The organism is Arthrobacter sp. UYEF21 (genome assembly GCF_040546085.1).
In the GTDB taxonomy this organism is placed as follows: domain Bacteria; phylum Actinomycetota; class Actinomycetes; order Actinomycetales; family Micrococcaceae; genus Arthrobacter.
This window is the reverse complement of the sequence record NZ_JBEPNF010000021.1, coordinates 1-14,818: the sequence shown is the minus strand read 5'-3', so window position 1 is coordinate 14,818 and position 14,818 is coordinate 1. Positions and strand designations below refer to the sequence as shown.

The window sequence follows — 14,818 nt, the reverse complement described above, 5'->3', positions numbered from 1 at the left end:
GCAATTTATGGCAACCGGTTGACAAAACTAGGGGCCAAGCCGGATTATTGACCTATGTCACAGTCGATTGCTGCCAACCCAGACAGGCTCCTGCCCGCCGATCCAGGAACGCGCAGCATTGCGCGCGACCTCCTGCAGCGTGTTCAGGACCTCCCCATCATCTCTCCCCACGGGCACGTTGACGCTGCTGTCATCGAGCACAACACGCCTTTTCCTGATCCGGCAGCGTTGCTGGTCAGCCCGGACCACTACGTCACCCGCCTGATCCATGCCAATGGCGTGACGCTGGACAAGCTGCGCGCTGGCGGCGCCACCACGCCCGAGTCGCGTGACATCTGGCGAACTTTCGTGGAGGCATGGCCCCTCTTCGAGGGCACCGCATCCGGCTACTGGCTGCGCACCCAGTTCGACAACGTCTTCAAGCTCGGCGCAGACCTCGGTGAGATGTCCGCGGACACCAGCTACGACGCCATTGCGGCCAAGCTCGTTGAACCAGGCTTCCGTCCGCGCCAGCTCTTCAAGGACTTCAACATCGAGGTCCTGGCCACCACGGACGATCCCCTGGACAACCTCGCCAGCCACAAGGCAATCGCCGAGGATCCCACCTTTGGCGGCCGGGTCCTGCCGACCTTCCGACCGGACCAGTACCTGAACATTGCGCACCCCACCTGGAGCGCCAACGTGGACCGGCTGATCGGCGCCGCCGGTGACGGTGCCACCGGCTACGCCGCCTACATCACTGCACTGGAGAACCGCCGCCGCTACTTCGTGGAGCACGGCGCAGTCTCGGCAGACCACGGCGTGGCCACGCCGGCGACGCTGAAACTTGACCGCGCCGAAGCGGAGAGGCTCTTCGAACTCGCCCGCGCAGGCAAGGCAACGGCCGAGGACCGCAACACCTTCGAAGCGCACATGATGTACCAGATGGGCCGTATGTCGGTGGAGGACGGGCTGGTCATGACCATCCACCCGGGCTCGTTCCGCAACCACCACACACCCACGTTCGAGGCCTTCGGCGCCGACACCGGCCACGACATTCCGTTCGCCGTGAGTTACACCGAGGGTGTCCGCGCCCTGCTGCAGGACTTCGGCACGGCCAAGGACTTCCACCTGGTGCTCTTCACTATGGACGAAACCGTGTTCTCCCGCGAACTGGCACCGCTGGCCGGCTTCTACCCGTCGGTCTACCTTGGTGCGCCCTGGTGGTTCCTGGACGCCCCGGATGCGATGCTGCGGTTCCGTTCCGCCGTCACAGAGACCACCGGGTTCTCCCGCTCCTCGGGCTTCATCGACGACACCCGCGCCTTCTGCTCCATCCCTGCCCGCCACGACGCCTCCCGCCGGATCGAGGCCTCCTTCCTGGCCCGCATGGTGGCCGAGCACCGTGTCAGTGAAGAACGCGCCCATGAACTCATCGTGGATATCGTCGATTCGTCCCCACGAAGGGTTTTCAAACTGTGACCACCGAAAAGACAAGCGCCGTACAGACCGACTCAGGCTCTGCTTCCGAAGCGCTTCCGCAGCTCAACCGAACCCTGCACGCGGCCGCCAAGCCGCCGGTCCGGATCGTCCACCTCGGACTCGGCGCCTTCCACCGTTCACACCAGGCCTGGTTCACCAGCCACGCCAGTGACGCTGCGGAGTGGGGCATTGCGGCTTTCACCGGACGCCGCCCGGACGCAGCCCTGGCGCTTGCCGAGCAGGACGGACTCTTCACCGTCGTGGAACGCGCTGACGGCGGCGACTCGTTCGCCGTCGTCGGAAGCATTGTTGAAGCAGTGGACGGCGCGGACGTGCAGCGGCTCGCGGAGCTCGTGGCAGCGCCCGCTACCGCCATCGTCACGCTGACGGTCACCGAAGCTGCGTACCGGCTCGGTGCCGACGGGCAGCTGGATACGAACGCGTCCGACGTCGCCGCGGACCTCGCGCTGCTGGCTTCCGGCAGCGGCAACCCGTCCACGCCGCTGGGCCGGCTGGTTTTTGCCCTCGCCGCCCGGCGGGCTGCTGGGGCCGGACCGATCGCCGTGGTCTGCTGCGACAACCTCGCCAACAACGGCACTGTGGCACGCAACGCCGTGACCGGGCTGGCCGCTGCCTGGGATGCGGACCTCGCAGCCTGGGTTGAGGCCAATGCCAGCTTTGTCAGCACCTCCGTGGACCGCATCACGCCGCGCACCACGGAAGCGGACATTGCCGCCGTGGAGGCTGCCTGCGGCTACCGGGACAACTCGCCGGTAGTAGCCGAACCATTCACCAACTGGGTGCTCAGCGGCGACTTCCCCGCGGGACGTCCGCGCTGGGAAGATGCCGGCGCTGTGTTCGTGGACCACATCGAGCCTTTCGAGAACCGCAAGCTGTGGCTCCTGAACGGCGCGCACTCCCTGCTGGCCTACGCCGGCCAGCTCCGCGGACGCACAACGGTGGCGGAAGCCCTCGCGGACTCGGAATGCCGCACAGCCGTGGAAAGCTTTTGGGACGAGGCGGAAGCCAACCTGACCGGTGCGGCTGCCAGCGGCGCTGACCTTCAGATCCCGGCATACCGTGAAGCCTTGCTGGCCCGTTTCAGCAACGCACGCATCGCCCACCACCTGGCCCAGATCGCCATGGACGGCAGCACCAAACTGCGCATGCGCGCCGTACCGGTCCTGCTCGCCGAACGAGCCCAGGGCAGGTCCGGGGTTGCTGCTGCGCGGATGATCGCCGCCTGGATTAATTTCAGTGCGTCCGCCGAGACGTTCCATGATCCGCTCGCAGCCGAGGTGTCCGAAGCCAACAAGCTCGAAGGCACAGAGCGGGTGCGGACAGTGCTGGCCCTGGTTGATCCGGCCGTTGCAGCCGACGACGCAGTGGTGGACCTGGTGGCCGGGCTGCTGGGAACTTCCACGACAGGCGCCTAGGCTCACCCTGGGCGCGACGTTCAGAACGGCACTTGTCTCAGTAGCACTGCCCGGTCCAGCCTTGGACTGGGCAGTGCTATTTGCATGAGCTGCAGATTCATGGACTTCAACAGAAATCATGGCAACCGCTTGCCATTTTATTGCCAAGTGACTAGGATTACAGGCAACGAGTTACACCCTGGGGTACGCCCGCCAGACGCGGATTTCGCCGGTTTCGGGCCTAGCCAAAGATTCGCCGCTGCATAGCATTTCAATATTTCGCCGGCCTCCAAGGCGGCAAGGGTGAAGGAGCCCAATCATGAAAAAGCTAAACAAGCTCAGCATCATCGGCTATGGCGCTGGCGATGCCGCCAACAATCTCGCTTTCACTACCGCCACGATGTTCCTGCTGGTGTATTACACGGACGTCGCCGGCATCTCCGCGGCGGCCGCCGGAACCCTGTTGCTCGTGGTCAGGTTGTTCGACGCCTTCGCCGACGTTTTCGCCGGACGCATGGTGGACCGCGCGTACAGCAAGCGCTTCGGTAAGTTTCGTCCCTTCATCATGTTCGGCTCCATTCCCCTGCTCCTGCTGAGCGTGGCCGTGTTCTCCGTTCCGCAGCTCGGCGAATCCGGGATGCTGCTGTACGCCTATGTCACCTACGCCGCCCTTGGCCTGGCCTACAGCCTCGTGAACATACCGTACGGCTCGCTGGCCGGCGCCATGACGCAGGACCCGGGCGAGCGTGCCAAGCTTGGCTCGGCCCGCCTTGTGGGCGCCCTGACTGTGAGCTCCGCCTTGGGTATTTTCGTCGCCCCGCTGATCAAACCCGGTGCGGACCTCCAGCAGACGTTCACTACCATCACCCTGATCTTTGTGGTTATCGGAACGGCCCTCTACTTCTTCACGGCACTGACGGCCAAGGAACGCGTGCACCGCGCAGTCCCCAAAGTGACGATGAAGCAGAGCCTTGAAACACTTAAGACCAACAAGCCCCTGATGATGCTGTGCCTGAGTTCCTTCTTTTTCCTCACCGGCTATCTGGCCCTGACCTCGGTGCAGCTGTACTACCTGCGTGATGTCCTCGGCCGCTTGGACCTCTACCCGGTACTCTCCATCATCCAGCTCGCTTTGACGTTTGTGCTCGCGGCTTTTATGTCCCGCCTGGTCCGCACCGTAGGCAAGAAGAACGTCTACATCTACTCCTCGCTGGGGACAGTCATCGGCGGCGTAATAATTTTCTTCACCCCGGCCAGCCAGGTGTGGATCGGTTTTTCCGGCCTCGTCATCAGCCTGATCGGCGTCCTCGCCGTCAACATCGGGGTGTGGGCACTGGAAGCGGACACCGTGGAGTACGGCGAATGGAAAACCGGTGTCCGCACCGAGGGCATCACCTACGCGCTGTTCTCCTTCACGCGTAAATCAGGCCAGGCAGTGGGCGGCGCGCTTGCCGCCTACGCCCTCGCTCTTGGCGGCTACAAGTCGGGCGGCGGTGCCCAGACTCCTGACGCCATTTTCGGCATCCAGGTGGCAGCCGGCGCACTCCCCGCCGTCATGGTGATTATTCCGGTATTGGTCATGTCCAAGTACAAGTTGACTGATGCCACGCACGCGGAGATCCTCAAGGAAATCCAGGCCCGCCGGACCAAGACGGCCTACGCAGGCCCGGTAGAGGCCAACACCGCCGACGGCACCACCTCCACTGACGGCACTACCCTCGCTGCCAGCGCCAGCACCTCCGCTGGCCTCAGCGCGCCTGCTGAAGCCCGCAACCCCGCAGGCCAATAATTCAAAGCACCACTACCTGACCTGAAGTCCCCCGAAAGGATCTGCCGTGAAAATCATTGCCGCTGAAGTGTTCGTGACGAGCCCGTCCCGTAACTTCGTGACCCTGCGCATCACAACGGACGATGGGGTCACCGGCATCGGTGACGCCACGCTTAATGGCCGCGAACTGGCTGTCGCCGCATACCTCAAAGAGCATGTTGCACAGCTTCTGATCGGCAAGGATCCGCACAAGATCGAGGACACCTGGCAGTTCCTGTACCGCAGCTCATACTGGCGTCGCGGCCCGGTCACCATGGCGGCCATCGCCGCCGTCGACATGGCACTGTGGGACATCAAGGGCAAGATGGCCGGCATGCCGGTCTACCAGCTTCTGGGCGGTGCTTCACGCAACGGCCTGCGCGCCTACGGCCACGCTTCCGGCGCGGACATCGAGTCGCTGTTCGATTCCGTCCGCGAGCACCTGGAACTGGGCTACAAGTCAGTCCGCATTCAGACAGCTGTTCCGGGCATCAAGGCCGTTTACGGCGTGGCTGCCCAGGCCCAGGCCTCGGGCGAGCGTTACGACTACGAACCCGCCGGCCGCGGCGCGTTCCCTGTGGAGGAGGACTGGGATACCCGCGCCTACCTGCGCCACCTGCCCACCGTCTTCGAAGCCGTGCGCAACGAGTTCGGTCCCGAACTGCCGCTGCTGCACGACGGCCACCACCGCATGACCCCCATCCAGGCGGCCAAGCTCGGCAAGGCGCTGGAACCGTACGACCTCTTCTGGCTTGAGGACTGCACCCCGGCCGAAAACCAGGAAGCCCTGCGTCTGGTCCGCCAGCACACCACCACCCCGCTGGCCATCGGTGAAATCTTCAACACTGTGTACGACTACCAGACCATCATCAAGGAACAGCTGATCGACTACGTGCGCGCAGCCTCCACCCACTTCGGCGGCATCTCCCCGCTGAAGAAGGTCATGGACTTCGCCGCCCAGTACCAGATCAAGTCCGGCTTCCACGGCCCCACCGACATCTCCCCGGTGGGCTTCGCGGCCCAGCTGCACGTGGGCCTGGCCATCCACAACTATGGCATCCAGGAATACATGCAGCACTCCGACAAGACCAACGAGGTCTTCGAGCAGTCCATGACGTTCGTAGACGGCTACCTGCACCCGGGCGACAAGCCTGGCATCGGCGTCGAGTTCAACGAAGAAGCCGCGGCTGCCTACCCGTACCAGCAGGCTTACCTGCCGTACAACCGCCTTGTTGATGGAACGGTGCACGACTGGTGATCACCAACCAAACAGACTCCTCCACCAAGGGCCGGCCCGGGCCGCGCGTCATGGTCATGGGCGTCTCGGGCTGCGGCAAGACCACCATCGGTGACCTTGTGGCCCGCGAACTTGGCGTGCCGTTCCTCGACGGCGACTCCCTGCACCCGGTGGAGAACGTCGCCAAAATGGCCGCCGGCCTGCCGCTGACCGACGAGGACCGCTGGCCGTGGCTCGCCACGGTTGGTTCGGAACTTGCTGCCGCCGGCAACGGCGGCCTGGTCCTTGCCTGCTCGGCGCTTCGCCGCAGCTACCGGGACGCCATCCGAGCCAAGGCGCCGGACACCGTGTTCCTGCACCTGCACGGCAGCAAGGAAGTACTCGGATCGCGGCTGGAAGGCCGTTCGGGGCACTTCATGCCGGCAGCCCTGCTCGAATCGCAGCTGGCCACCCTCGAACCGCTGGAAGCGGATGAGACAGGCATTGTGGTGGACATCGCTGGCCCAGTGGCCCAGGTGATGATCGACGCGTTGGCGGGAATTTCCGCTGCCGCCAGGGCCGCCGCCGGAAGCTCCGCCGCCGCGACCGCCGCCGCGACGTCTGCAAGTGACGCCTCCGGTGCCGCCGGCACCCAGGGCCGCCAGTTCGACGTCGACCTCAAGGCCGCGCCGTTCAACCTCGATGACGCAGCGGTTGACTGGGTGAATTCCACCCTGGAATCGATGACGCTTGAGGAAAAGATCGGCCAGCTTTTCATCAACCACAACAACGATTACTCCCCGGAGTATCTCGACGGCGTGCTGGAGACGTACCACGTGGGCGGCATGCGCTACCGGCCGGGCCCCTCGGGCGCCGTCCAGGAGCACATCCGCTACGCGCAGTCGAAGTCCAAGGTGCCGCTGCTGGTGGCGTCCAACCCGGAAATGGGCGGCGCCGGAAGCTGCGACGACGGCACGTTTGTCTCCACGCACCTGCAGGCAGGATCGCACCCCGACAAGTCCATCGCACGCCAGATGGGCCAGGTGGCCGGCATCGAGACTGCAGCCCTGGGCTGTAACTGGGCCTTCGCCCCGATCGTGGACATCCACTACAACTGGCGGAACACGGTCATCTCCACCCGGTCCTTCGGTAACACGCCGGAAATCGTGGTGGAGCGTGCCAAGGAATACTTCGACGGCATCAGCGAGTCACCCACTGCCTGCGCCATGAAGCACTTCCCGGGTGACGGTGTGGACGAGCGCGACCAGCACGTGGTCACGTCCTACAACACCTTCGGCTACGACGAGTGGAACCGGACCTACGGCCACGTGTACCGCGAAATGATCGGGCACGGCGTGCAGTCGATCATGATCGGGCACATCGGCGCCCCGGAGCTTTCCCGGCATTTCCGTCCGGGCCTGGCGGACAAGGACGTCCTTCCCGCCACGCTGGCACCGGAACTGCTGCAGGACCTGCTCCGCGGCGAGCTCGGCTTCAACGGGCTGATCCTCACGGACGCCTCGCAGATGATCGGGCTCACCCAGGCCATGAAGCGCAAGGACCTGGTCCCTGCCACCATCGCGGCCGGCTGCGATATGTTCCTGTTCTTCCGCAACCCGGCCGAGGACTTCGGCTACATGCTGGACGGCTACAAGTCCGGCATCATCACCGCGCAGCGCCTGCACGACGCGCTGCGCCGTATCCTGGCGCTGAAGGCCTCGCTGGGACTGCACCGCAAGGAACGCAGTGAGCTGGTTCCGCCGGCGGAGGACCTGGCCAAGATTGGCAGCGCGGAGCACCGTGCCGTTGCCGCCGAGGTTGCGGACAAGACGGTCACCCTGGTCAAGGACACCGCCAACAACCTGCCCATCAGGCCGGAAACGCACAAGCGGATCCGCCTGTACGGCATCTCCGGCGGCTCGGACTTCACCCGGGCGGACCCGCTCGCCTACCTTGACAAGGTCAAGGACGAGCTGGAAAGGGCCGGCTTCGAGGTGCACGTGTTCAAGACGGCCGCCCAGCGCGAAGCTGCGGGGGAGACTGGCATCAACTTCATGTCCGTCATCTCGGAGGAAGCCACCGGCGACTACGCGGACAAGTACGACGCCGCGTTTGTCTTCGCCAACGTCAAGGGCTTTGCCCAGGAAGCGGCCATCCGGATCAAGTGGTCCACTCCCATGGCGGCGGAAATCCCGTGGTATGTCACCGAGGTTCCCACGGTGCTGGTGTCGCTGAACCAGCCCAACCACCTCATTGACGTGCCGATGGTCAAGACCGCCATCCACACGCACGCCGATTCCGTGGAGGCCATCCGGGCCACCATCGAGAAGATCATGGGCAAGTCGGAGTTCCAGGGGACGTTCAACGACAACGTCTTCTGCGATTCCTTCGACACGAGGCTCTAGCCCGGTACCTAGGACGCGCAAACCGCCTCTGGACGCGCAAACGGCGTGGGGATATCCGAATTCGGGTGTCCCCACGCCGTTTCTGCGTCGCCCGGCCGTTGCCGTGTCCCGGGAGCCAGTTCCGGCGTAGCGTTGGTCCATGGAGCGAACGGGGTGTGCTGTTGCCGGCGGAGGGCCGGCAGGCATGATGCTTGGACTGCTGCTGGCCCGGGCTGGCGTGCAGGTCACCGTCCTCGAAAAACACAGCGACTTCCTGCGGGATTTCCGCGGCGACACCGTGCACGCATCCACCATCCGGCTGCTTGACGAACTGGGACTGGGCGATGGATTCCGCCAGCTTCCGCAGAGCCGGCTGGATACCGTTGCCCTCCCCATCCCGGGCGCCGGCCTGATCACCTTCGGCGATTTCGAGTCCTTGAAGCCCCCGTACAACTACATTGCCATGATGCCGCAGTGGGACTTCCTGAACTTCCTGGCCACCGAGGCCGCGCGCGAACCCACGTTCACGCTCCGCATGGAACATGCGGTCACATCTTTAATGTTCGACGGCGGTCGCGTCGCCGGCGTCCGCTACAGGACGCCTGCCGGCAGTGAAGGCGAACTCCGCGCGGACCTCGTGGTGGCCACCGACGGACGCCATTCCGTGCTGCGCCGGGCCGCCGGACTGCAGCCGAAGGACTACCCGGTCCCGTTCGACACGTGGTGGTTCAGGCTTCCGCGCCATGCTTCCGAAAAGGGGGCGGTGGCGGGCATTGTTCCGGCGTTCCGGGACCGGGAAGCCATGATTGCCCTGTTCCGTGACGACTACTACCAGATGGGGTATCTCGGCCCGAAGGGCGAGGATGCCCGGATCCGGGCTGAGGGAGTGGAACGGTTCAGGGAGCGGGTTGCCGGGCTGCGTCCTGACCTTGCTGACCGCGTGGATTCGATCCGGTCGATCGAGGACCTCCACTGGCTGGATGTGCGGCTGGACCGGCTGCGGCGCTGGTACGTGGACGGTCTGTTATGCCTCGGCGATGCTGCCCACGCCATGTCCCCGGTGGGCGGCGTGGGCATCAACCTGGCCATCCAGGATGCCGTGGCCGCAGCGGCCCGGCTGGCTAGGCCACTTCTCCGGGGGCAGTTGAGCGTGACGGATCTCGCCGCTGTGGAACGGAGGCGCAGGATGCCCACCGTTGTTATCCAGACGGTGCAGCGAATCCTGCACCGGGCAGTATTCGTACCGTTGTTCGCCGGACGGCGGACCGGGGTGCCGCCGGCCCTGCTATTTGTGCTCCGGCATGCCCCTATGGTGCGGCGGCTGATGCCGCGGCTCATCGCGTTCGGGCCCCGGCCGGAACATGCCCCGTCCTTCGCCCGCCGGGTTCCGCCGCGATCCCCTGTGGAAGCAGCGAAGACGCTCAGGCGGGCGCGCCGTCACCAACCCGGGAACCACTAAACTTGAACCCATGACTTCTCCCAGTGACCTTGCAGCCGACGCCGCTGCCGCACGTGCCCGCCTGCTGGAACTGATCAAGGAACTCGCCGTGGTCCGCGGCAAGGTCATCCTTTCCAGCGGTGCCGAGGCCGACTACTACATCGACCTGCGCCGCATCACGCTGCACCATGAGGCTTCCAAGCTGGTGGGCCAGGTCATGCTGGCACTGGCGGACGACGCCGGGATCGACTTTGAGTGCGCCGGTGGCCTGACCATGGGTGCTGATCCCGTGGGCACCGCGTTGATGCACGCTGCGGTGGACGCCGGCCGGCCGGTTGATGCTTTTGTGGTCCGTAAGGCGCAGAAGTCCTACGGCATGGGCCGACAGGTTGAAGGGCCCACTGTTGAGGGCCGCAAGGTGCTGGTGCTGGAGGACACGTCCACCACCGGTGGCTCCGCGCTGACTGCCGTTGAGGGAGTCCGCAAGGCCGGCGGCAAGGTGGTGGCTGTGGCCGTCATTGTGGACCGGGACACCGGCGCCAAGGAAAAGATCGAAGCCGAGACTGGCGTTCCCTACCTGTTCGCTTTCGGCAAGGATGAACTGGGCCTTTACTAGCAGGCCAGGCTTCGGAGCAACGGGCCATATCATATTCACAGGCCTTTTCGCACCAAATGGAGAACGCGCACTATGCCCGCATCGGAATCACCCTTCAACACCACCGAACAGGTCCAGAACCTCATCCTGGACAGTGCGGACTTTGAGCATTTCCTCAACGAGCTGGCCCGCTTTTCGGCGCACCAGATGGCAGACGAAGGTGATGACGCCCTGTGCGGCATCACTCTCCTCCGCGACCGCAAGGCTGCCACCATCGGCTGGAGCAGCGACGATGCGCGCAAAGTGGACGAAATCCAATACTCGCTGTCGCAGGGCCCCTGCCTGACGGCGGCCGAGGAGCAGCGCGAAGTGAATGTGCCAGACCTTTTCGAGGAGGGCCGGTGGGGTCCGGTCTACGCCGATGCCGTGGCGTCCCACGGGCTGCGTTCGGTACTTTCGCTGCCCTTTAACCTTCAGGGTGAGGCCCGGGCTGCCCTGAACCTATATGCGGATGTGCCGAATAAATTCGACGAACGTGCCGTGGCGAAAGCCAGGGGCTTTACCAGGGAGATCTCCCAGGCCCTGCGGTTGGCTGTCAGGTCCGCCCTCCACAGCGACAACGCCACCAATCTCCGGGCCACCTTGGAGTCCCGCACCACCATCGATATTGCGATTGGAGTTGTGATGGCACAAAACCGGTGCAGCCAGGACGCAGCGGTGCAGATCCTGACTGACGCCTCAAGCAACAGCAACACCAAACTGCGCGATATCGCCACGGCCTTGGTGGACTCCGTTGGCGGGTCCGGTACCCGCACCCACTATCAACAGCCCTGCCAGGCCCAAGCGGGCTGACGCCTGTCCCGCGCGCTTTGGTTGGGCTTGTTTGTGCCGGGCACCTCCGGACGCTAAGCTTGCTGAGGTTGAGCCGTCGGCCATAGAAACCCCCTTATTTGGAGTACCTATGGACCATTCTTTTGACGCCGTCACCAGTTTAGACGCCACCACCAGCCGTGACGATCTTGCAACCACCGTCCGGATTGACGTCCTCGGGAGCCTCAACCAGACGTCGCGCCCTTCCCTGGTCCACATGATTCATGAGCTTCGCAGCACGGGAATCCAGTCCCATGTCAGCGTGGACCTCTCCCGGGCCGCCCTGGTGGAATCGACGGCGCTGGCCGGTCTCCGCAAGGACTTGAACGCCATGGAGGATACGCCCGGAACGGCCGGAGGCGGCGTCTCCTTGATGCTCACCGGGGAAACGGCCGCCCAGCACCCCGGGGACCCCGTCAGCGCCGGGCCACCCGAGATCTCTGACGTGCTTGACGCCGAAGCCGCGGCCACGTTCCAGACAGGCAGCCAAGGGGTCAGCGAGCCGTCTTTCGTGGCGCTGCCCGCCGTGCCCCTGATGGAATACTCCGACGACGAGCTTTTCGCGGCCAGCGACGCAGTCTTTTCGCTTCTTGACGATCCCGGGACGGTTGGCGGCTCGGACCTGCTTGGCCGGTACAACGACATCGGTCAGGAAATTGTCCGGCGGTTCCCGCTCAGTGGGCTTTCTGACTCAGCAAGGGAGCAGCAGGCCACAAGCTGACGCAGCCTGGCTTCGCCCGGCCGCTCCAGCCGAGGGCAGCCAGCAGGGTTGCAGTGGCGGCGTCTCCTATGGCTACGGTAGAGACGTGCCGTACAGGGAGGAAGCAGAACCGCTGGACCAGCCCGGAACCCACCAAGCCCGGCTGCTTGCCGACGCCGCTGCCCTCAAGCGATTCTCCCGCCGCGGGTTCCTGGCCGGCGCGGGTGCCTCCACCGTGTTGGCCGCTGACATGCTCTTCACGCGCCGCGTCCAGGCGGAGCGGCGGGTCAACAGGATCCTGCAGGTTCCGGATGACTTCGCTGACGCCTACTACCCGAATGCCAGCTGGTTCCTCTTCCCGGGCTACAAGACCAGCTGGGAAGAGGCGCAGTGGATCCTGAACGCTCTGCGCGGTGCGCTGAACAAGCGCGGCCAACTCGCCGCCGTCGGGTATTCCAACCAGGGGCTGGACATCGACCAGGTGGTAACCGCCGTCATCGAGCACGTCCGCGCAAAAAAGCTCACCAAGCTCTACTTCTACGGCCACAGCTTCGGCGGCATGGTGGCCACCCAGGTGGCCGCGCGGCTCCGGGAACTCCACGGTGTGGAGGTGGAGTTCATCCTGCTGGACTCCAGCCCCTTCAGCCGGAGCGACGTGCTGGACGAGAGCTGGTTCGACGGCGTGGTGTTCCTCTACGAGCGCGGCTTCCGGGTTCCCTCGGTGCTGCGGGGCAGCTACGAGTTGGGGGAGCGCGTGGTCCACAAGGACGAGCGGACCTGGCGCCAGATCCTCGACCAGACCATGGAGCAGCTGTCACCGATCGCGCCGTCCAGTGTGCTGGTCCAGTCCGAATCCGCCTACATCTACCACTTTGACGGAAACCGTTTTGTCGACCAGCTTGGCAGCACGAGGATGGCGTACATCGGCAACCCCAAAGACCGCACGGTCCAGTACCAGACGGCCCGGGACGCGTGGGCGGCCGCGTTCGCGCCACACATGGTTTCCATGGATCTGCAAACGGACGGTGCCCTGCCGGCGCACGCGAGCCCGGGCTGGAGTCCGCTCGTTTACCGGCCCATCGTGGAGGGCCTGATGGACGACTTTTTCCCGCTGCCCCGCGGTGGATCGAAGGTCAGCGTCTTCTAGATCTGGTTCTTCAGATCCGCCACGGAGTTCAGCACCTGGTTGGGCCGGAACGGGAAGGCGGCTATGTCCTCGCGCTGGGTGATGCCGGTGAGTACCAGGACCGTGTGCAGGCCTGCCTCCATCCCGGCAACGATGTCCGTGTCCATCCGGTCCCCGATCATGGCGGTGGTTTCGGAGTGCGCGTCGATCTGATTCATGGCAGAACGGAACATCATGGGATTCGGTTTGCCTACGATGTACGGTTCCCGGCCGGTGGCTTTCGTGATCAGAGCCGCGATGGCACCCGTGGCGGGCATGGGCCCGTCCTTGGACGGCCCGGTGGCGTCCGGGTTGGTGGCGATGAAGCGGGCCCCGGCCAGGATCAGCCGGATGGCCATGGTGATGGCCTCAAACGAGTAGGTGCGGGTTTCGCCGAGCACCACAAAGTCCGGGTCCTGGTCGGTGAGGATGAAGCCTGCCTCGTGCAGCGCCGTCGTCAGCCCCGCCTCACCGATGGTGTAGGCGCGGTTCCCGGAGCCGGAACCCCGAACCTGGTCCTTGAGGAACTGGGCGGTGGCCAGCGCGGACGTCCAGATGTTCTCCTCGGGGATCTCCAGGCCGGAGGCACGTAGGCGGGCGGCCAGATCCCGCGGGGTAAAAATGGAGTTGTTGGTGAGCACCAGGAAGCGCCGGGACGTGTCCACCCAGCGCTGGATCAGCTCGGCAGCGCCCGGGACGGCGTGGTTTTCGTGGACCAGTACCCCGTCCATGTCCGTCAGCCAGCATTCGATCTCCTGGCCGCTGCGGTATACCGCCGGATTTCCCACTACCTGGTCTGCGTCTGCCACGTTTACCTCCACCGGTGATAAATGCTCCAGTGGTCCAGTCTAGTGTTGAGGGGTGAATCAAACGCCAGGGAAACCCGCCGAAACCGAGCCAGTACCAGCGGAGCAGCCGGCGGAGCCCAAGGCGGAGGTCGGCGTCGGGCCCTGGGACGGCCAGTGGCCGCAAGGCGGCCACTGGGACCACGAACTGCTGGCCGACGGCGACCGGCGCAACGTGGTGGACCAGTACCGGTACTGGAAGCACGACGCGATCGTGGCAGACCTCGATTCCAAGCGGCACAACTTCCACATCGCCATCGAAAACTGGCAACACGATCTCAACATCGGCACCGTGGTGCGCACCGCCAACGCCTTCCTCGCCAAGGAAGTGCACATTATCGGACGACGCCGGTGGAACCGCCGCGGGGCCATGGTCACCGACCGCTACCAGCACGTCCGCCACCACCCCACCGTTGAGGACTTTGTGGTCTGGGCGCGGGGGGAGGGGCTGGCCATCATCGGCATCGATATCTTCCCGGACTCCGTGCCGCTGGAAACCTACGAACTGCCCAAGGACTGCGTGCTGGTGTTCGGCCAGGAGGGCCCTGGTCTGACCCCTGAAGTCCATGATGCCGCGCTGGCTACGCTCTCCATCGAGCAGTTCGGCAGTACCCGCTCTATTAACGCGGCGTCGGCGGCTGCGATCGCCATGCACGCCTGGATCCGCCGGCACGTGTTCAACCAGCACGTGTCTTAGCGCGAAGTGCCATCCCGGCGCGGGGTGTGAACGTAAGTGTTACCCGCCCGCGTGACCGGAAACACTGCCCCTGCAGAGAAATGGCTAGGATGGTGGCTAGTCATAAGAGGTCTACTCCAGGGTCACAACCCATAGACGAAAACTCAGCATAGGAGTCAGCATGCCCATTGCAACCCCAGAGATCTACTCCGAGATGATTGACCGTGCCAAGGCCGGCGGCTATGC

At 64.7% G+C, this 14,818-nt stretch carries 12 protein-coding genes; 11 read left to right on the top strand and 1 reads right to left on the bottom strand.

What is annotated here, in order from left to right; all coding sequences use genetic code 11:
* The first annotated feature begins 54 nt into the window (after positions 1–54).
* The 10 genes from uxaC to ABIB27_RS17320 all read left to right on the top strand — a co-directional run bounded on the left by uxaC (position 55) and on the right by ABIB27_RS17320 (position 13,033).
* Complete coding sequence (gene uxaC / locus ABIB27_RS17365) at positions 55–1,461, top strand: glucuronate isomerase (RefSeq protein WP_354254461.1); 1,407 nt, start codon at positions 55–57, stop codon at positions 1,459–1,461.
* Positions 1,458–2,897, top strand: a complete 1,440-nt coding sequence (locus ABIB27_RS17360; protein ID WP_354254459.1) for a mannitol dehydrogenase family protein — start codon at positions 1,458–1,460, stop codon at positions 2,895–2,897. The genes uxaC and ABIB27_RS17360 overlap by 4 nt, the downstream gene beginning before the upstream one ends.
* Positions 2,898–3,195: 298 nt before the next feature.
* Positions 3,196–4,665: a glucuronide transporter gene (uidB, locus tag ABIB27_RS17355; RefSeq protein ID WP_354254457.1), complete on the top strand. Its 1,470-nt coding sequence runs from the start codon at positions 3,196–3,198 to the stop codon at positions 4,663–4,665.
* Between the two features lie 46 nt (positions 4,666–4,711).
* Positions 4,712–5,941: a D-mannonate dehydratase ManD gene (gene manD / locus ABIB27_RS17350; RefSeq protein ID WP_354216789.1), complete on the top strand. Its 1,230-nt coding sequence runs from the start codon at positions 4,712–4,714 to the stop codon at positions 5,939–5,941.
* 50 nt (positions 5,942–5,991) lie between these two features.
* Positions 5,992–8,304 carry a gluconokinase, GntK/IdnK-type gene (locus tag ABIB27_RS17345; RefSeq protein WP_354216812.1) on the top strand — a complete coding sequence of 771 codons (2,313 nt, stop codon included), beginning with the start codon at positions 5,992–5,994 and terminating at the stop codon, positions 8,302–8,304.
* A gap of 139 nt (positions 8,305–8,443) precedes the next feature.
* On the top strand, positions 8,444–9,742 hold the full coding sequence (locus tag ABIB27_RS17340) for an FAD-dependent oxidoreductase (RefSeq protein ID WP_354216790.1): 1,299 nt from the start codon (positions 8,444–8,446) through the stop codon (positions 9,740–9,742).
* A gap of 10 nt (positions 9,743–9,752) precedes the next feature.
* The gene (pyrE, locus tag ABIB27_RS17335) at positions 9,753–10,337 is read left to right on the top strand and encodes an orotate phosphoribosyltransferase (RefSeq protein WP_354216791.1); all 585 of its coding nucleotides are present in this window, start codon (positions 9,753–9,755) and stop codon (positions 10,335–10,337) included.
* A 72-nt stretch (positions 10,338–10,409) separates the two neighbouring features.
* Positions 10,410–11,168, top strand: a complete 759-nt coding sequence (locus ABIB27_RS17330) for a GAF and ANTAR domain-containing protein (protein ID WP_354216792.1) — start codon at positions 10,410–10,412, stop codon at positions 11,166–11,168.
* A 109-nt stretch (positions 11,169–11,277) separates the two neighbouring features.
* The gene (locus ABIB27_RS17325; RefSeq protein WP_354216793.1) at positions 11,278–11,907 is read left to right on the top strand and encodes a hypothetical protein; all 630 of its coding nucleotides are present in this window, start codon (positions 11,278–11,280) and stop codon (positions 11,905–11,907) included.
* An 85-nt stretch (positions 11,908–11,992) separates the two neighbouring features.
* Positions 11,993–13,033: an alpha/beta fold hydrolase gene (locus tag ABIB27_RS17320; RefSeq protein ID WP_354216794.1), complete on the top strand. Its 1,041-nt coding sequence runs from the start codon at positions 11,993–11,995 to the stop codon at positions 13,031–13,033.
* Here the strand turns inward: ABIB27_RS17320 and ABIB27_RS17315 are convergent.
* A complete protein-coding gene (locus ABIB27_RS17315) occupies positions 13,030–13,860 on the bottom strand; it encodes an HAD-IIA family hydrolase (RefSeq protein ID WP_354216795.1) in 831 nt (276 codons plus the stop codon). The genes ABIB27_RS17320 and ABIB27_RS17315 overlap by 4 nt on opposite strands.
* Positions 13,861–13,912: 52 nt before the next feature.
* Here ABIB27_RS17315 and ABIB27_RS17310 point away from each other — a divergent pair, with 52 nt between their 5' ends.
* Entirely contained in the window at positions 13,913–14,593 is a 681-nt protein-coding gene (locus ABIB27_RS17310; RefSeq protein ID WP_354254455.1) for a TrmH family RNA methyltransferase, read from the top strand.
* Positions 14,594–14,818 lie beyond the last annotated feature (225 nt).

Excerpts from the sequence above, each read along its gene's own strand:
- uxaC (WP_354254461.1), top strand. The coding sequence starts at position 55 with ATGTCACAGTCGATTGCTGCCAACCCAGACAGGCTCCTGCCCGCCGAT.
- ABIB27_RS17345 (WP_354216812.1), top strand. The coding sequence starts at position 5,992 with ATGGTCATGGGCGTCTCGGGCTGCGGCAAGACCACCATCGGTGACCTT.
- ABIB27_RS17330 (WP_354216792.1), top strand. The coding sequence starts at position 10,410 with ATGCCCGCATCGGAATCACCCTTCAACACCACCGAACAGGTCCAGAAC.
- uidB (WP_354254457.1), top strand. The coding sequence starts at position 3,196 with ATGAAAAAGCTAAACAAGCTCAGCATCATCGGCTATGGCGCTGGCGAT.
- pyrE (WP_354216791.1), top strand. The coding sequence starts at position 9,753 with ATGACTTCTCCCAGTGACCTTGCAGCCGACGCCGCTGCCGCACGTGCC.
- ABIB27_RS17340 (WP_354216790.1), top strand. The coding sequence starts at position 8,444 with ATGGAGCGAACGGGGTGTGCTGTTGCCGGCGGAGGGCCGGCAGGCATG.
- ABIB27_RS17325 (WP_354216793.1), top strand. The coding sequence starts at position 11,278 with ATGGACCATTCTTTTGACGCCGTCACCAGTTTAGACGCCACCACCAGC.